This window comes from Massilia sp. UMI-21 (assembly GCA_015277795.1).
Lineage (GTDB): Bacteria > Pseudomonadota > Gammaproteobacteria > Burkholderiales > Burkholderiaceae_D > Telluria.
Genome location: CP063848.1, coordinates 361,461 through 380,616 on the forward strand (window position 1 = coordinate 361,461; position 19,156 = coordinate 380,616).

The following is a 19,156-nucleotide window of genomic DNA, read 5'->3' on the forward strand; positions in this document are numbered from 1 at the left end:
TACAGCGGTTCAGTAAAAACTTTAGTAACAACGCTCCACGAAATCACGGTGTAATGCCGTGATGACTGATACCGCATATCCACACCTCCTCGCGCCGCTCGACCTCGGTTTCACGAGCCTGAAGAACCGCGTAATCATGGGCTCGATGCACACCGGGCTCGAAGACCGCTTCTACAACTACGGCAAGCTGGCCGCGTTCTACCGCGAACGCGCGCGCGGCGGCGTCGGCCTGATCGTCACCGGCGGCATCTCGCCGAACCGCCAGGGCTGGCTGCTGCCCTTCGGCGGCACCTTGAACTGGGTCGGCGATGTGCCCAACCACCGGCGCGTCACCCGCGCCGTGCACGAAGAGGGCGGCAAGATCGTGCTGCAGATCCTGCACGCGGGCCGCTATGGCTACCAGCCCTTCGTGGTCTCCGCTTCCGGCATCAAGTCGCCGATCTCGAAGTTCAAGCCGAAGGCGCTCGATGCCGGCGGCATCGAGGCCACCATCGCCGCCTATGCGCGCTGCGCCAGGCTGGCCAAGCTGGCCGGCTACGACGGCGTCGAGGTGATGGGCAGCGAAGGCTATCTGCTCAACCAGTTCCTGTGCGCGCGCACCAACAAGCGCACCGACCAATGGGGCGGCCCGATCGAGAACCGCATGCGCCTGCCGCTCGAGGTGGTGCGCCGCATCCGCGCGGCCGTCGGTCCCGACTTCATCCTGATGTACCGCCACTCGGTGCTCGACCTGGTCGAAGGCGGCAATACCTGGGACGAGGTGGTGGCGGTGGCGAAAGCCCTGGAGGCAGTCGGCGTGACGATCCTGAACACCGGCTATGGCTGGCACGAGGCGCGCATTCCGACCATCGTCACCTCGGTGCCGCGCGCCGCCTTCGCCGAGGTGGCAGGACGCCTGCGCCATGAAGTGAATATTCCGGTCGTCGCCTCGAACCGCATCAATATGCCGGTGGACGCCGAAGCGTTGCTGGCGCAGGGCAGTGCCGACCTGGTGTCGATGGCGCGGCCCTTCCTGGCCGACCCGGACTGGGTCGCCAAGGCGGCCACCGGACGCAGCGACGAGATCAACACCTGCATCGCCTGCAACCAGGCCTGCCTGGATCACACCTTTGCGAACAAGCGCGCCAGCTGCCTGGTCAACCCGCGTGCCTGCCACGAAACCGAGCTGGTGTTCCGCAAGACGACGCGGGCGCGCCGGGTGGCGGTGGTGGGCGCCGGCCCCGCCGGCCTGTCGGCGGCCACGGTGGCGGCCGAACGCGGCCACCAGGTGACGCTGTTCGATGCCCTGGACCGCATCGGCGGCCAGTTCAACGTCGCCATGCGCGTTCCCGGCAAGGAGGAATTCGCCGAGACCATCCGCTACTTCGGGCGCAAGCTCGCGCTCACGGGCGTGGACGTGCAGCTGAACCGGCGCGTCAGCCGCGAGGAGCTGCTGGCGGCGGGCTACGACGAGGTCATCGTCGCCACCGGCATCACCACGCGCAAGCCGGCCATCGCCGGCATCGACCACCCGAAGGTGCTGAGCTACCTCGACGTGCTGCGCGACGGTAAACCGGTCGGCCGGCGCGTGGCCATCATCGGCGCGGGCGGGATCGGTTTCGACATGGGCGAGTTCCTGGTACACGACCCGGCCGTGCCGCTGCCGGTGCCGAGGCAGCACTGGATGAGCGAGTGGGGTGTCGATCCGGTATCGAGCACGCCGGGCGGACTGATGGCGCCGGTAAAACCGCATCCGCCGCGCGCAGTCTGGCTGCTGCAGCGCAAGAGCACCCGGCCGGGCGCCGGCCTGGGCAAGACCTCGGGCTGGGTACACCGCGCGACCCTGGTGCGCAACGGCGTGCAGATGCTGGCGGGGGTGCAGTACGAGCGCATCGACGACGCCGGCCTGCATATCAGCATCGGGGGCGAGGCGCGCCTGCTGGAAGTGGACAACGTGGTGATCTGCGCGGGGCAGGAGAGCCTGGCGGAGCTGATGCCGGCGGCGCCTGTTCAAGGCGGGCCGCGCTTCCACAAGATCGGCGGCGCCGCGCTGGCGTCCGAACTGGACGCCAAGCGCGCGATCCGCGAGGGGGCCGAGCTGGCCGCCCGGCTTTAAAGCCTGATGTTGAGTCCGATACCGAGGTAGTGCTGGCGCAGGTACTTGAGGAGATAGCGCTGGAAGTACAGGATCGAGAAGATCTCGAGTGTTTCCTCGAAGGTCACCATCCCCATGAACAGCAGGTCACGCTTGCCGTTGGTGATGAGCATGTGATTGCCTTCGAAGGTTTCCATGCCCATGGCCGCGAATACGAAGGCGGCGCCGGCCAGGGTGAAATGGATCAGGTAACTGCGCTCGAGGCGCAGCAGGAAAGGGACGAAATAGATCGCCAAGACCACCACGATGATGGCGACGGGGAGGGTCCACGAGACCGACAGGAAGGGCGCCATGTCGGCGCCGCCGCTGTTGGCGCTCTTGACCAGATTCGACAGCACCATCCTCAGGTCCGCGAACTCGTCGATCGACATGAACAGGAAGCCGCAGGCCAGCACCTGCCAGGGCCGCGCGCCGCCTCGGACACGGCGGCTCTCCAGGCGCGCGATCAGAAACAGCAGCCCCGCGGTCAGCAACAGATTGAGCGAGGAAAAATAGGTGGGGACGTTGCGTTCTTCGTAGAAGTCGAACAGGGGCACGATGCCATAGACGGTGTCGCGATCAAAGTAGTACTTCATCACCATCGCCAGCAGGTGCAGGACGACGAGCGCGAGACCGATACCGATCAGCTTGCGGTGCAGGCGGAAAGCGTCGGCAATGCTTAACACCTTGTTAACAGCGACAGGCTCGACGACGGAGGGCGAGGTATCGATCATGGGGTCTTTCTCCTGGTATGGGCGACCAGGCCTCGTCTTCCTTGCCTCGCGCAATGCAGCGGTGGCTGACGCCTACGGCACGTGCTTGGGATGAACTCGACGAAGTCTTGTCATATTGATGTCATTTTCGATGATCATAGACCCGCCGGCTGTTAATGAAAAGACATATTTTTGTCTAAATTTAAATATTTTTTGTGAGCGTGTCGGGAGGATTTCGGGAAGATATTCTGCTCACCGTTGATCCAGGATGGGAGGACAAGGAAAGCGCACAGGTCCCGGCAGGACGCCGGGACGGAAGGCAGGGGCCCCCTGTCGGAGGGGGCGGTGATGTTACTTCTTGCGCAGCACCACGCAGCCGATCGAATAACCCGCCCCGAACGAGCAGATCACGCCATTGGCGCCGCTCGGCAGGTCGTCCTGGTACTTGTGGAAGGCAATGATCGACCCGGCCGACGAGGTATTCGCATAGGTGTCGAGGATCACCGGCGCTTCGTTCGGTTCGGCGTCGCGGCCCAGCAGGGTGCGGGTGATCAGCAGGTTCATGTTCAGGTTGGCCTGGTGCAGCCAGTAGCGCGCCACGTCCTTGACCTCGAGGCCGGCGTTCCTGACCGTGTCGGCAATCGTCTCGGCCGCCATCGGGCACACTTCCTTGAACACCTTGCGGCCCTGCTGGCGGAACAGCTTGTCCGGGGCGCCGACGCCGGCTTCGTCGAAGCGGTTCATGAAACCGAAATTGTTGCGGATGTTGTTCGAGAACTTGGTCTTCAGCTTGCTGTCCAGGATTTCCCACTGGTGGGCGCTGGTCGCGGTGTCGGCTGCTTCCACGATCACCGCGGTGCAGGCGTCGCCGAAGATGAAGTGGCTGTCGCGGTCACGGAAGTTCAGGTGGCCGCTGGTGATTTCCGGGTTCAGCATCAGGACGGCGCGTGCGCGGCCGCTGCGCACCGCGTCGACCGCGGTCTGGATGCCGAAGGTGGCCGAGGAGCAAGCCACGTTCATGTCGAAGCCGAAGCCCTCGATGCCGAGCGCATCCTGCACCTCGACCGCCATGGCCGGGTAGGGACGCTGCATGTTGGAGCAGGCCACCAGCACCATGTCGATGTCGCCCGGCTGCTTGCCGGCGCGCGCCAATGCTTCGCGCGCCGCGGCCACGCACATCTCGGCCTGCAGCGAGACCTGTTCGTCGGCGCGTTCCGGGATGCGGGCGGTCATGCGGGCCGGGTCGAGGATGCCTTCTTTCTCCATCACGTAGCGCGACTTGATGCCGGAGGCTTTCTCGATGAAGGCACTGCTGGACGGCTCCAGCGCGACGGTTTCGCCGGCGGCGATGGCGGCGGCGTGTTCCTGGTTGTACAGTTCGACGTAGGCGTTGTAGGCCGTTACCAGCTCATCGTTGGAGATGGAATACGGCGGCGTAAACAGGCCGGTGCCGCTGATCACGACAGGTTTCATGTAAAGGACTTTCAAAGGAAATAACAGGCGAACTGGCAAATGGAGCCAGCTTTGCCGGGAGATGCGCCGATTCTACACGCTCATGCCGGGGCTGGGAATTGTCGGAATTGGCAAGGCCCTGGCGGTGCGGACCTCCCGCTCAGCGCGCGTGCTGGGCCAGGGTGGTGTCGGCCGCACCGGCGCGGCGCGACAACTGCACCTTCTCGCCCTTGAGGTGGCGCAGTGCCTGGGCCAGCTGGAAGTCGTCGGCGCTGCCGTAGTCGAGCGGCTTGCGCTCGCGCGCCTCGGCCCACAGGCGCATTTGTTCCTCGATGTCTTCCTGGCGCGCGGCGGCTTCCTTGTCGCGGTCGTTCGACAGATGGCGTTCGAGGTCGGCCTCGCGCATGCGCAGCGCATTCAGGCCGTCGCCATCGAGCGTTTCGTCGACCGGCACGTCGGGCACGATGCCGCGCGCCTGGATCGAGCGCCCGGCCGGGGTGTAGTAGCGCGCCGTGGTCAGCTTGACGGCGGCGTCGTGGCCGATCGGGCGGATGGTCTGGACCGAGCCCTTGCCGAAGGTCTGGCTGCCCAGGATGGTGGCGCGCTTGTAGTCCTGCAGGGCGCCGGCCACGATCTCGGACGCCGAGGCCGAGCCGGTGTTGACCAGCACCACCATCGGCAGCTTCTTGAAGGCCGGCGGCAGGCTGGCGAGCGGATCGGCGCCGCTGCGCAGCATGTAGAACTCGGGGCGGCCGTAGAAGCGCTGGCGCTGTTCAAGCAACTGGCCATGCGTCGAGACGATTTCGGCGTCTTTCGGCAGGAAGGCCGCGGCCACGCCGATCGCACCCTGCAGCAGGCCGCCCGGGTCGTTGCGCAGGTCGAGCACCAGGCCTTTCATGTCGGGATTGGCGCGGTACAGGGCCTGCAGCTTGGCCGCCATGTCGTCCACGGTCGGTTCCTGGAACTGCGCGATGCGCAGCCAGGCGTAGCCCGGCTCGACCATCCGGGCCTTGACGCTCTTCTGGATGATTTCGCTGCGCGCGATGGTGAAGCGCAGCGGCGCGGCACTTGCCTTGCGCAGGACGGTGAGCGTGACCCGGGTGCCGGGCTCGCCGCGCATGCGCTTGATCGCTTCGTCGATCGGCAGGCCCTGCACCGGGTGGCCGTCGATCTGGGTGATCAGGTCGCCCTCCTTGATGCCGGCATGCCAGGCGGGAGAATCCTCGATGGGGGCGACGATCTCGATGTAGCCGTCCTCGCTTTCGGAAATCTCGATGCCCAGGCCCACGAACCGCCCTTCGGTGCCTTCGCGCAGCTCGCGGTAGGCGCGCGGGTCGAGGTAGGCCGAGTGCGGGTCGAGCGAGGCCACCATGCCGGAAATCGCCTGCGACAGCAGGGCCTTGTCCTCGACCGGCTCGACATAGGTGGACTTGATGACACCGTAGACATCGGCCAGCTGGCGCAGTTCGGCCAGCGGCATGCCGGCCTCGACCGGCTTCTGGGCCAGTGCCGAAAACTGCATGGTGATGGCGACCCCGGCGATGGCGCCCAGGCCGACGAAACAGGAATTCTTGAAAGTGGAGCCCATGGTTCACCTAGTGTGAGCTGACTTCGCCGCTTGCGCCGCTATCAAGCATGAGGTAGCACAAGTCCAGTATAAACCCGAACACCAGGCACTGCTCCTTGCCAGGCCAAAGCACGTGCGATGCTTGAGATCGATATCACCGTGTTACAGATTGCTCAGCTTGGTAAGTAATTGTAAGAGTCGAAGCGGACGCAAGAGTGCGGGCCTATATTCAATCTCAGTTTTTCTCTCTCTCCACTTTTTGAAGTGGTCTTGCCCGCGGCCCCCTCCGCGGGCTTTTTTACGTCCCACTGCCGTCGAATTCTACATTTCCACGGGAAAGCTACTTGAAGCGGCTGGTATATTGTTGTGATGTACCAACACATGCATATGCCAGATGTGCCCGATTGCATGTATCGAAAAGTAAAAAAGTCCTGCGTCTGCTTGCTGCCTCTTGTGCTCCAGCTAGAATGGGCAGAGCCCCATGCCGTCGAGGGCGGTACTGGGAGCCCAGGTAGAACTTGATAAGAATGAAGAATATCGACCCGTTTGCCTCTCGCGGATGCGCTCTGCAAGGCAGCGCCGCCTGTCCCGCGCAGGCAAGCCCGCCATGCCTGTTTTTACCCAGCCGCGTACCCACGCGGTTGGCGGCGTGCGCCTGGAGCTGACGCTCTGATGACGCACATCCTGAAGACCGGCCACAAGCCGGCCGCTTTTTTCCACTCCAAGCAATCAAGCACGAGGACCAATCCGTGAAGCGAATCCTTTTGAGCACCCTGACGCTGTCCCTGGCGGCAGCCTTTGCCAATGCGGCGGACAATTCGACCGCCGCCAGCGCCAAGCCGGTCGCCGCGCCAATCTCGGGCGTCGACACCCAGTTCATCGACACCAGTGTGCGTCCGCAGGACGACTTCTTCACCTACCTGAACGGCAAGTGGCTGAAAGAGACCGAGATCCCGAGCGACAAGGCCAGCTGGGGCACCTTCATGAAACTGCGCGACGACACCACGCCGCAGATCAAGGCCATCATCGAAGCCGCCCAGGCCGACAAGTCGGCCAAGCTTGGCTCCGAAACCCAGAAGATCGGCGACCTGTACGCCAGCTACATGGATGAAGCACGCCGCGAAGCCCTGGGCACCAAGCCGCTCGCCGGCGAACTGCGCAAGATCCGCACCCTGAAGGACAAGAAGGGCCTGCCGCAACTGGTGGCCCACCTGTCGAAGATCGGCGTATCGACCCCGTATGGCATCTACGTCAGCCAGGACATGCGCAATTCGACCGAGCATGTCGTGTACATCTCGCAAAGCGGCCTCGGTATGCCGGACCGCGACTACTACCTGAAGCTCGATGACGCCAAGCTGGCCGAGGTCCGCGCCAAGTATCTGAAGCACGTCGAGCAGACCCTGGCGCTGGCCGGCGAGAAGGATGCCGCGGCCCAGGCCAAGGCCATCGTCGATTTCGAAACCGAGCTGGCCAAGGTGCAGTGGACCCGCGTCGAGAACCGTGACCCGGTCAAGCGCTACAACAAGATGAGCGTGGCCGAGCTGGGCAAGCTGGCGCCGGGCTATGACTGGAACGCGGCCCTGGCCGCGGCCGGCGTCGGCAACAAGCTCGACACCATCATCGTCAACCAGCCGAGCTACTTCAAGGGCCTGAACGAGGTGCTGGCCAAGACCGAGCTGTCGACCCTGAAGTCCTACTTCGAGTGGCAGCTGCTGCGTGAATTCTCGCCGCTGCTGTCGAAAGCCTTCGTCGCACAGAGCTTCTCCTTCTATGGCACCGCACTGAGCGGCGTCTCGGAGCAGGCGCCGCTGTGGAAACGCGGCGTCGGCGCGGTCGAGAGCGCGCTGGGCGAGGCGGTCGGCAAGCTGTACGTGAAAGAGCACTTCCCGGCCGAGCGCAAGGCGCGCATGGAAGAGCTGGTGAAGAACCTGATTGTCGCCTACGGCCAGTCGATCGACAACCTGGAGTGGATGAGCCCGGAGACCAAGAAGGAAGCCCGCGCCAAGCTGGCCAAGTTCACGCCGAAGATCGGCTATCCGGACAAGTGGCGCGACTATGCGAAGCTGAGCATCAAGCGTGACGACCTGGTCGGCAACGCGATGCGCACCGCGAATTTCAAGTACAACTACAACCTGAACAAGCTGGGCAAGCCGGTCGACCGCACCGAGTGGGGCATGACCCCGCAGACGGTCAACGCCTACTACCGCAGCACGACCAACGAGATCGTGTTCCCGGCCGCGATCCTGCAGCCGCCGTTCTTCGACATGCGCGCCGACGACGCGGTCAACTACGGCGCCATCGGCGCCGTGATCGGCCACGAGATCGGCCACGGCTTCGACGACAAGGGCAGCCAGTCGGACGGCGACGGCAACCTGCGCAACTGGTGGACCGAACAGGACCGCTCGGCCTTCAAGACCCGCACCGACAGGCTGGTCAAGCAGTTCAACGGCTTCTCGCCGCTGCCGGGCTACAACGTCAACGGCGAGCTGACCCTCGGCGAGAACATCGGCGACAACGCCGGCCTGTCGATCGCCTATAAGGCCTACAAGCTGTCGCTCAAGGGCCAACCGGCTCCGGTGATCGACGGCCTGACCGGCGACCAGCGCTTCTTCATGGGCTTCGGCCAGGTGTGGCGCTCGAAGATGCGCGAAGCCCAGCAGATCAACCAGGTCAAGACCGACCCGCACTCGCCGGGTCAGTTCCGCGCCAACGGCACCGTGATGAACATGCCCGAGTTCTACGAGGCTTTCGACGTCAAGCCGGGCGACAAGATGTACCTGGCGCCGCAGGAACGCGTGATCATCTGGTAACTACGCGGTAGAGTACGGCGGGCCGGCAGCGCAAGCTTCCGGCCCGTTCACCATCAAGACAATACACAACAACACATTACGGAGAGACCGAATGAAACGACATCTGCTGAGCGCTGCGGCGCTCGTCCTGGTGGCTTCGCTGGCCCAGGCGGAACCCGGCAACGCGGCCGGCGCCGCCAAGAGCGGTACCAAGGCGGCCACGCTGTCGTCCGGCATCGCGCTGGAATACGTGGAGCCTTCGGTGCGCCCGCAGGACGACTTCTTCCAGCACCTGAACGGCAAATGGCTCAAGAATGTCGAGATCCCGGCCGACAAGTCGACCTGGGGCGCCTTCCACCAGCTGCGCGACGACACCCTGCCGCAACTGCGTGCGATTATCGAGAAAGCCGCCGCCACCAAGAATCCGGCCGCCGGCTCGGAAGTGCAGAAGATCGGCGATTTCTACGCCAGCTACATGGACGAGGCACGCCTGGAAAAGCTGGGTATCTCGCCGCTGAAGGGCGAGCTGGCGAAGATCGCGGCCGTCAAGGACAAGTCCGAGTTGCCGGCCATGTTCGCGCACCTGGGCAAGATGGGCGTGAACGTGCCCTTTGTGTTCTACATCCACCAGGACGCCAAGGATTCGACCAAGTACGTGGCCGACCTGTACCAGGCCGGCCTGGGCATGCCTGACCGCGACTACTACCTGAAGTCGGACGACGCCAAGCTGGCCGGCATCCGCGCCAAGTACCAACAGCATGTGGAGAAGCTGCTGGCCATGGCCGGCGGCAAGAACGCCGCCGCCAGCGCCAAGGCGATCGTCGACCTGGAAACCGAACTGGCCAAGGCCCAGTGGACCAAGGTCGAGAACCGCGACCCGATCAAGACCTATAACAAGGTCGAGCTGGCGAAGCTGGACGAGCTGGCCCCGGGCTACGACTGGAACGCCTGGCTGGCCGCCACCGGCCTGCAGGGCAAGACCGATTACGTCATCGTCAGCCAGCCGAGCTACCTGAAGGGCTTTGCCGAGGTCCTGAACCGGGTGCCGCTCGAGACCTGGAAGACCTATCTGCAGCTGCAGCTGGTCAACAGCTACGCCAGCTACCTGTCGAAACCATTCGTGGACCAGCGCTTCGCCTTCAACGGTACCGTCCTGTCGGGCATCCCGCAGCTGGAACCGCGCTGGAAGCGCGGCGTCTCGACGCTGGAAGCCAACCTCGGCGACGCAGTGGGCAAGCTGTACGTGAAGGAGCACTTCCCGGCCGAGCGCAAGGCGCGCATGGAAGTCCTGGTGAAGAACCTGTTGGAAGCCTACCGCCAGTCGATCGACACCCTCGACTGGATGAGCCCTGCCACCAAGAAGGAAGCGCAGGCCAAGCTGGCCAAGTTCACCCCGAAGATCGGTTACCCGAACAAGTGGAAGGATTACGCGTCGCTCGACGTCAAGCGTGACGACCTGGTCGGCAACGTGATGCGCGCGCGCGAAGTCGAATACCAGCGCGAGCTGAACAAGCTGGGCAAGCCGATCGACCGCGACGAATGGGGCATGACGCCGCAGACCGTCAACGCCTACTACAACCCGGAACTGAACGAGATCGTGTTCCCGGCCGCGATCCTGCAGCCGCCGTTCTTCGACGCCAAGGCCGACGACGCGGTGAACTACGGCGGCATCGGCGCCGTGATCGGCCACGAGATCAGCCACGGCTTCGACGACCAGGGCTCGCAGTACGACGGCGACGGCAACATGCGCAACTGGTGGACCAAAGAAGACGGCGAGAAGTTTGCCGAGAAGACCAAGGTCCTGATCCAGCAGTACGGCGGCTACAGCCCGCTGCCGGGCTACAAGGTCAACGGCGAACTGACCCTCGGCGAGAACATCGGCGACAACTCGGGCCTGGCAATCGCCTACAAGGCCTATAAATTGTCGCTGAACGGCAAGCCGGCCCCGGTGATCAACGGCCTCACCGGCGACCAGCGCTTCTACATGGGCTGGGGCCAGGTGTGGCGCTCGAAGATGCGCGAGCCGGCCCAGATCGCCCAGGTCAAGACCGATCCGCACTCGCCGGGCCAGTTCCGCGCCAACGGCACGCTGAAGAACCAGCCGGGCTTCTACGAAGCCTTCGGCGTGAAGGAAGGCGACAAGATGTACCTGGCGCCGAAGGACCGCGTGATCATCTGGTAATGCGCATCTGGTAATGCGCATCTGGTAATGCGCATCTGGTGATGCATCTCCGGCAGGCATGGCTTGCCGGATGAAAGAAAGGGCCGCGCACGCGGCCCTTTCTCGTTGCTGACAGGCGAAAAAAAGCCCGGCAGTACCGGGCTTCGCATGCAGGCGGTGAGCCTGATTTCTGACGGTGCTCAGCGGGCGCGCGGAACGATGTCGAACTGTGGGCCGAGGCCGTAGTTCGGTTTGACGGTGCGCGACATGAAGACCGACCAGGCGCGGGCGCCTTCAGTACCGCCGACATCGGCAGCATAGGCCAGGGCCGGCTGCATGTTCGACGGATAGCCTGTGGCCGCACTGGAGTAACCGGTCATCTCGCCTACTTTCAGGCCCAGTGCGCTCGCCATTGCCGTGCTGCCGCACAGCAGCTTGTTGAACGCCGCACCCAGCTCGAGCTGGTTGCTGGCACCGAAGGCCTGGCCGATCGACTTGTACATAGGGCTGGTTTCGCTATCGCGGACCATCATCTTGTACATCGCTCCTTTGATGTAGCAAGCGCCTTGGCCGACCATGCGCTGGATCGGGAACTTCGCCTTGTATTTCAGCAAAGTCGTGGCCTTGGTAAAACCGAGGTCGTGTGCGTGACCGATCGCCGAGGTGAAGAAGTCATCCTGCCACGGGGCGATGCCGCGCCCGTTCTCATAGACGATGGCATAGCCGTTGACGAGCACGCCCAGCTGGTTGGCATTGGGATTGTTCGAATAGTTTTCGTTATACCAGTCGAGGTTACTGTCCAGGATGCGGTTGAAGTGCGCCTTCAGGCGGTCGTTGTCTGGCGTGATGTACGCCGCTTCGGCCAGCGTGCGCAATCCCCAGGCCTGGCCGCGGACCTGATCCGGTTTGAGCAGCCCTTTGATGTTTTCGCGGTAGCCCGGGTTCGAGCTGAACACGTTGTACATGCCCCAGAACTGCAGTTCTTCCAAGAAGAAATGGTCGCCAGTCAGGAGATAGGGCAGGTAGGCAAATCCCGGCTGGTGCGACACGTCATGCTTGTACGGGGAAGTGCAGGCAGTGCTCGTGGCGCAGGTCGGGAATGCTTCCGAGCGCCTGCTGGTGGGATTGGTGGTGTCGCCCGGATGGCCCAGCACGGTCATGTACGGATAGTCGATCAGGCTGACCGGCTGGCCGGTCTTCTTGTCGCGGTAGTGGGCCGAATAGCTGCCTGCCAGTTCGGCCGTACCGAGGGTGACGTCGCGTGCGCGGCGGTCCATGCTCAGCAGGTACATGGCTGCCCACTGGGGCATCAGGCCGATGTCGTCGCGGCCGCCAGTCTGCGGCATGTAGCCCGCCGCCAAACCGGTGCCCATCGGCTCGGTCGCACTGCGTGCCCAATCCAGGGTGAGTGCATTCAGGGCGGCATCCGGAATCTGCAGCGAGCGGTCATAGTTCGGCAGCGCGCGGCTGTCGAGCAGGTAGGCGGTGTTATGCCGGACATTCACTTCCGGTGCAGCGCCATTCCACCAGAAGACCTTGCGCCAGCGGGCGTGATGGTAGTGCTGCATCGAGGGTTTGGCGTACATCACCTTGCCACCGACGAGAATCTCCGCGTTATAGGTAAAGTTGCGCGGCGCCGCTTCATAGGCCCAATTGTTTTCGATGACGACGTCGACACGGGCTTTCTTGATCGCGTCATACCAGCGCACGGCAAAGCGTGCCGCCAGGTGCGGATGGGTAGCGCCGGTGCTGGTCTTGAGGGGCGCCGCCACATGCCATTCGTTGGCGGTCGAACCGCTCAGCCACGCTTTGGCCACCGTCTTGCGGATCAGCTCATCGGCCGATGCGCTGTAGCGCACCCCGCCGATGGTCGCGTTGACCGATGCGTTGAAACCCGCGTTGAGCAGCGAGGCTGTGTTGCCGGCAGTGCCGGCGACCGCCGCGCCGCGGTTGAGTGTCATGGTGAGCACTTGCCTGGCGGCCAGCGAAGGCAGAACTGCCGAGATGATGGCATGGCGCACCGAACCGTCCGGATGGCGTGCCTTGACGTCGAGCTGCAGGGGCACGATAACGCCGCTGCCGAGGCGCCCGGACAGCGATGCATTCGCCGCGAGATGACCCGGGGCGAAAACCTGGCCGAACGTCACCGGAACATTGCTTTGTGTGGATGACGAGGTGTTTTCGAAACGGACGTCGGTCACAGTGGCCGTGCTCGTGACCGGCGGAGGGCTGACTGGTCCTTCGTCCCGGCTTTTCGGAATATAAGCAGGGCTCGTCGTCGCTGGCGCCGTCGATGCGGTATCGGTAGGAGGCGTACCGGTGCGCACGGTAGTCCGGCTCTGCGGAATGTAGGTGCTGCCGGAGGTGTTTGCCGTTTGCTCGGCCTTCGCATTGCCGCCGAACCCAAGCAGGATCGCGCCGGCCAGGATGGTGGCTGTCTGGAATTTCATGGAGTGCATTGGACGTTTGATAGTGGGAAGCGGATATCACATACGGTCTGCCGGACCGGCAGGGGCCAGAGCAGCGACGCTGATAGATCGGGAGCAAGATGTGCTCCCAGAACCTCTTGATCATCGGATCACTTCTGTGTCTTTGTAGAAATTTATTAGGACACAGTTTTCGCAGAATATACGATGCGAACAGGAAAGTACATAACCAATCGTAAGAAAATTTGTCGTGCAATGCAGTTCTCCCTATGAAAGGGCGGAAGAAATTTTTTTTGAAGTTTCCCGATCGGCGCGCAATGTCCCGGTAACTTGCGCTATCTTGTTGAATTTGCCATTAAGCTTGGCTTAGTGAAAGTTGACTTTCGGTAAGCAACATTTCATCGGCATTAATTTTGGAGAATAGATGAACAGCGCTGTCCTGCTCATGGAGGGTAGGGACGAAAAAAAGCCCGGTACGGATACCGGGCTTGCAGTGCGTCAGCCTTGTGCTGGCCGACGAGGCGTCTAGCGGGGCACGATGGCGAACTGCGGGTCGAGGCTGTAATTCGGCTTGACCGTGCGCGACATGAAAACTGTCCACGCCTTGGCGCCATCGGTACCGCCGACATCGGCCGCATACGCCAGTGCCGGTTGCATATTCGATGGGAAACCAGTAGCGGAACTCGAGTAACCGGTCATCTCGCCCACCTTCAGCTTCAAGGCCGTCGCCATTTCCGCGCTGCCGCACAGGAGTTCATTGAACGCTGCACCCATCTCGAGTTCATTACTCGCACTGAATGCCTGGCCGATCGACGTGTAGAACGGGCTTGACGAGCTATCGCGTACCATCATCTCGTACATGGCGCCTTTGATGTAGCAGGCGCCTTGGCCGACCATGCGCTGGATCGGGAATGTTGCCTTGTATTTCAGCAAAGTCGTGGCCTTGGCAAAGCCGAGCTCATGTACATGGCCGACCGCCGAGGTGAAGAAGTCATCCTGCCACGGTGCGAGGCCACGTCCGCTCTCATAGACGATGGCATAGCCGTTGACGACCACACCCAGCTGGTTGGCATTGGGATTGTTCGGATAGTTCTCGTTATACCAGTCGAGGTTAGTGTCCAGGATACGGTTGAAGTGCTCCTTCAGGCGGTCGTTGTCTGGCGTGATGTACGCTGCTTCGGCCAGCGTGCGCATCCCCCAGGCCTGGCCGCGGACCTGATCCGGCTTGAGCAGGCCTTTGATGTTTTCGCGGTAGCCCGGGTTCGAGCTGAACACGTTGTACATGCCCCAGAACTGCAGTTCTTCCAGGAAGAAATGGTCGCCAGTCAGGAGATAGGGCAGGTAGGCAAATGCCGGCTGGTGCGACACGTCATGTTTGTACGGGGAAGTACAGGCAGTGCTCGTGGCGCAGGTCGGGAAGGCTTCATACACTTTGGTTGCCGGGTTCTTGGTGTCGCCGGTGCGGCCCAGCACGGTCATGTATGGATAGTCGATCAGGCTGACCGGCTGCCCCGTCTGCTTGTCGCGGTAGTGGGCCGAGTAGCTGCCCGCCAGTTCGGCCGTACCGAGGGTGACGTCGCGTGCGCGGCGGTCCATGCTCAGCAGGTACATGGCTGCCCACTGGGGCATCAGGCCGATGTCGCCGCGGCCGCCAGTCTGCGGCATGTAGCCCGCTGCCAAACCAGTGCCCATCGGCTCGGTCTTGCTACCGGCCCAGCGGGTCTGCAGCGCGTTCAGTGCCGTTTCCGGAATGCTCAGCGCCTGGTCGTAATTCGGCAGGGCGCGGCTGGCGATCAGGTAGCCGGTGTTGTGTTTGATGTTGACTTCCGGTGCCGTGCCGTTCCACCAGAACATCTTGCGCCAGCGTGCATGGTGATAGTGCTCCATTGCCGGTTTGCTATATGCGGTCTTGCCGCCCACCAGGATCTGGGCGTCGTAGCTGAAATTCTGCGGCGCCGTTTCATAAGCCCAGTTGTTCTCGATGACGACATCGACCCGGGCTTTCTTGGCGGTTTCGTACCAGCGTACCGAGAAGCGCGCGCTCAGGTGCGGGTGGGCGATACCCGCACTGTTCTTCAGTGGAGCGGAGACCTGCCATTCGTTGACCGTGGCGCCATTGAGCCACGCATCCGGGCTTGCTGCCTTCATCAACTCGTCGGCCGATACGCTGTAGGCGACGCCGTCGATGGTGGCATTGAACGACGCGGTGAAGCCGGCGTTGAGCAGCGAGGCAACGTTGCCGGCGGGATTCGCCACTGCGGCGCTGCGGTCGAGCGTCATGGTATGGACTTCGCCGGCGCCCAGCGAAGGAAGGACCGCCGAGATGACGGCGTGGCGCACCGAACCGTCCGGGTGTGTGGCCTTGACGTCCAGCTGCAGCGGAACGGTGGCGCCACTGTCGAGGCGGCCGACCAGTGAGGCCGTGGTCAGGAGATGCCCCGGTGCGAAGACCTGGGCGAAGGTGACCGGGACATTGGTCTGTGTTACCGAGGCGGTGCTTTCGAAGCGGATGCTGGTAACGGTGCCCGCGGTCGTGTTGTTGTTGGTGTTCGACGCCGTGGTGCCGCGGCTCTGAGGAATATAGGTCGAGGTGCTGTTGCTGGTGCTCAGGAGGCGGGTGCCTTCCATGCTGCCAACCGGCGTATTCTCGACAGTTGAACTACCACCACAGCCCGCCAGGACTACGCCTGCCAGGGCGCTGGTTGCGATGTGAAGCTTCAGGGGTCGGATGGAATTTTTCATTTGGTATCTCTTCAGGAATGCGGGGTATCGAGTACGCCCTGTCAGACCCAAAGATTACGCCAAGGAAAAATAAATTCCCAGAGGAATCACAAATTCCGTTCAGAAACTCTTCCTAATGCAACACAACATTATTCTATGTTTAACGAATATTATTCGGCAACCATCGTTTTTCCCCTTATTTTTTGTAAATTTTAGGCAAAAAATAACACTGCCCGGCATATAGCCGGGCAGGTCGATGGGATGGGAACTGCGGAGGGGATTTATTTTGCAGAAGCAATCATGAAGTCAACCGCTGCTTTCACGTCAGCATCCGGTGCGGTCGAACCGCCCTTGGGCGGCATGACGCCGGCCTTGCCCTGGAAGCCCTTGATGGCGTGCTCGTACAGCACGGCGTTGCCTTGCGCCAGGCGCGGTGCCCAGGCTGCCTTGTCGCCGACTTTCGGTGCACCGGCGATGCCGGCACCGTGGCAGGCCACGCAGGCGCTGTTATACAGGGTCTTGCCGGTATCGGCGGCTGCGACGGCCGGAGCTGCGGCAGGCGTCGCTGCAGGTGCGGGAGCGGCAGGAGCGGCGGCAGTCGGGGCTGGTGCGGCGGCAGCGGTGTCGGCGGCGGGAGTCGCTTCAGCCGGTGCTGCGGGTGCTGCCGGTTCCTTGAACGAGGCGCCGCTCTTGTTGGTCATGAACACCACGGCGCGTGCCACCTCGAGATCGTCCAGATCCGGATTGCCGCCCTTGGCCGGCATGGCGCGAATGCCTTCGATCGCATGCTTGACGAGGGTGTCATAACCTTGGGAAATGCGCTGCGCCCAGCCAGCGTTGTCGCCGACTTTCGGAGCGCCGGCCGCGCCGCTGTCGTGGCAGGCTGCACACACGGCGGCGTACACCGCGTTGCCTGCCTGCAGAACCTTGGGAGCGTTGGCATCGACCAGGGTAAAGCCTTCTTCGGCAACCGGCTGCAGGCGCGCGGCAACGGCCTCTGCGCTCTGGCTGTCGGTACCGGCGCCGGTAAGGCGATCATTGGTGGCGAAAATCACGAGGAGGATAATGCCGATGACGATGACCAGGAAAAACCCCGCGACCGCTGCAACCAGCTGCTTGGGGGTACGGATCACGGATTGGTGTTCGTTGTGTGCGTCGCTCATGATTTCCTTAATTCTATTAAAAAAACCTGCCACTACAGAAAAACTGGCACTACCGGCGCTTGCGACCAGATGCAATTCTGCAAATGCCCATAATCGGCCGATTATAGACGTAAAGCTGCCGAAATGTAACGAAATTCCTGAGCGCACGACGGCTTGCCCATGGACGCGCACAGAGAAAGACTGTATCCTTCGCTACGCCTCCAGTGCGGCTGTAGCTCAGTGGATAGAGTATTGGCCTCCGAAGCCAAGGGTCGTGGGTTCGATCCCCGCCAGCCGCGCCACCAGATTCCCCCTGTAATTCCCCCGTCCAGATAACAGACCTGCCGCTTGCGGGCTTGCTTACGAGCAGCCGTGCGCTGTCGATCGCGCGTTGGCGAAGTACGCCAGGCGAAAGCGGCGTCCGCGTCGCTTCCAGCTCGAGGTGGTGGCCGAGCTGGCAGCGACGCGCCAGGACAACTCCTGGCCTGGCAGGCCGCTCAGGTTTGTTGGAAGAGGGGGGCTGGCTGTTTTTGGTAGGGCGCTGCCTTGGTACCGATCATGAAGCTGAACACACCTGGCATCGTCCGCATGGCCAGCATATGGATGAGCACAAGCAATGCCGTTGTCAGCACCGGGGACAGCACCCAATAGAGCGGATACGGAACATGTGCTGCGAACGATTTGTAAACGATCGATATCGCCAGCAGCACTGGTGCATGGGCCAGGAACACGAAAAAGCTGAATTTGCTCATTTTGCCCAACCAGCGGCCGAAAGCGGTTGGCAGCAGCAAGGACGCAGCCGGCCAGATCAGCACCGGCGCAACCATGCGCAGGATATTTGTATTGGCGATGCGGAAGGCGATGACATAGGCGCATAGCCCCAGGAACAGCGCCAGGCACAGTGGCGCGTAGCGGTCGAGCGCGCGCAGATTCCATCCTCGCACCGCAGCCAGCCCTCCAACATAAAACACTGGCCACATCACGTCGCGCAGGACGAAGGAAGCGTCCAGATTAAATTGGTAGATCAAGACCACGATCCCTAACCCGTGGTAGGGCGCGTGACGCAGCAGCCAGCCAAGCAGCGGCGCTGCAATCATGAGTGCCACCAGATCGCGCAGGAAGTTCAGAGGATAGTTGATGGGGGCGCTGGTCAAGCCAAAGCCGGCGTCCAGCCAGCCTTTGCCGTCTTTCGGAACCATGTCGTTGGAGAGTGTTACCCCCAGTCCTTGCTGCAATGTCAGCGCCACGGCCAGCAGCCCTAGATTGAAGACAAGAAAAGGTACGACAATGGTGCGAAATTTCTTGCGTGCCAACTTTGCCGGGTTGAGATCAAGACCGGCGCGAAATAGCAGGAAACCAGAGATGCAGGTCAACACCGGCACCGTCGTGCGAAAGACCGCGTGCTGAAAGAATGCCTTGAACAGGTCGAACGGATTGTTTGCAACTTCCGCGATTGGCACGTACGGAGGAGTATGCAAGAGCACGATACCGAAGATCATCAAAAAGCGTAGAAGCGCGATACGCTGGCTTAAAGAATTGTCGGCATCATTCATGTTATTTCCGATGTGCACATCTTTGCCGATATCGCATCGATGAGAATATGGTATTGGGTGAGCAGGGAGCTGGCGCGTGGTCGGCCGGCAACGCCCTGTACTATTCAGTGCCAACTTCCAGATCGGCAAGCGTACACTGACGCGCTCGACGCATGGGGGCGACGAGCGGACGGTAGTGTACCGGAAGCGTCCGTCGAGCTTGAGCACGTCTGACCGGGTAGGCCAGCCCTTCGCCAGGAATCGGACCCGTGCAGTGTATTGTACTGGCGACCTGCGCTAGAGAGAACGCGACGCTTGCCACAACGCGCAGCAGCTCGATTATGCATCGGAAATTGTAATTATTGCAGCTTTTTAGCGTTCAAGGATCTTGCACAGGTGCAAGCTTTGAGTCCGGCAGAGCTGCGCACGATTCATTTGAGAAATAACTTGAATTTTAGAAAATGATAAAATTTCATTTGCTTGCGCTAGTGAAACAGTCACAGCCGTAGAGCATGAAGACTCGAAAAAGTGCCTATACGC

10 protein-coding genes and 1 tRNA gene are annotated in these 19,156 nt (G+C 62.2%); 4 read left to right on the top strand and 7 right to left on the bottom strand.

The features are described from left to right. Positions 1–61 precede the first annotated feature (61 nt). A complete protein-coding gene (locus IM543_01655) occupies positions 62–2,095 on the top strand; it encodes an NADPH-dependent 2,4-dienoyl-CoA reductase (GenBank protein ID QOY94653.1) in 2,034 nt (677 codons plus the stop codon). Here the strand turns inward: IM543_01655 and IM543_01660 are convergent. The 3 genes from IM543_01660 to IM543_01670 form a co-directional block, all read right to left on the bottom strand. Beyond that, the gene (locus IM543_01660; protein ID QOY94654.1) at positions 2,092–2,847 is read right to left on the bottom strand and encodes a hypothetical protein; all 756 of its coding nucleotides are present in this window, start codon (positions 2,845–2,847) and stop codon (positions 2,092–2,094) included. The genes IM543_01655 and IM543_01660 overlap by 4 nt on opposite strands. Positions 2,848–3,177: 330 nt before the next feature. Next, positions 3,178–4,299 carry a beta-ketoacyl-ACP synthase III gene (locus IM543_01665; GenBank protein QOY94655.1) on the bottom strand — a complete coding sequence of 374 codons (1,122 nt, stop codon included), beginning with the start codon at positions 4,297–4,299 and terminating at the stop codon, positions 3,178–3,180. 139 nt (positions 4,300–4,438) lie between these two features. Then, entirely contained in the window at positions 4,439–5,866 is a 1,428-nt protein-coding gene (locus IM543_01670; protein QOY94656.1) for a S41 family peptidase, read from the bottom strand. Between the two features lie 728 nt (positions 5,867–6,594). Between IM543_01670 and IM543_01675 the strand changes: the two genes are divergently transcribed. Next, positions 6,595–8,655 carry a M13 family peptidase gene (locus IM543_01675; GenBank protein ID QOY94657.1) on the top strand — a complete coding sequence of 687 codons (2,061 nt, stop codon included), beginning with the start codon at positions 6,595–6,597 and terminating at the stop codon, positions 8,653–8,655. Between the two features lie 91 nt (positions 8,656–8,746). Beyond that, positions 8,747–10,816: a M13 family peptidase gene (locus IM543_01680; GenBank protein QOY94658.1), complete on the top strand. Its 2,070-nt coding sequence runs from the start codon at positions 8,747–8,749 to the stop codon at positions 10,814–10,816. Between the two features lie 179 nt (positions 10,817–10,995). Here IM543_01680 and IM543_01685 read toward each other — a convergent pair whose 3' ends face one another. From IM543_01685 to IM543_01695, 3 genes are all read right to left on the bottom strand, one after another. Beyond that, a complete protein-coding gene (locus IM543_01685) occupies positions 10,996–12,996 on the bottom strand; it encodes a hypothetical protein (GenBank protein QOY96471.1) in 2,001 nt (666 codons plus the stop codon). 750 nt (positions 12,997–13,746) lie between these two features. Next, positions 13,747–15,732, bottom strand: a complete 1,986-nt coding sequence (locus IM543_01690) for a hypothetical protein (GenBank protein ID QOY96472.1) — start codon at positions 15,730–15,732, stop codon at positions 13,747–13,749. Between the two features lie 491 nt (positions 15,733–16,223). Beyond that, a complete protein-coding gene (locus IM543_01695) occupies positions 16,224–17,105 on the bottom strand; it encodes a cytochrome c5 family protein (GenBank protein ID QOY94659.1) in 882 nt (293 codons plus the stop codon). A 205-nt stretch (positions 17,106–17,310) separates the two neighbouring features. On the opposite strand from IM543_01695, the gene IM543_01700 reads away from it, so the two are divergent. Beyond that, positions 17,311–17,386, top strand: a tRNA-Arg gene (locus IM543_01700). Between the two features lie 195 nt (positions 17,387–17,581). Here the strand turns inward: IM543_01700 and IM543_01705 are convergent. Further along, complete coding sequence (locus IM543_01705) at positions 17,582–18,637, bottom strand: acyltransferase (GenBank protein QOY94660.1); 1,056 nt, start codon at positions 18,635–18,637, stop codon at positions 17,582–17,584. Positions 18,638–19,156 lie beyond the last annotated feature (519 nt).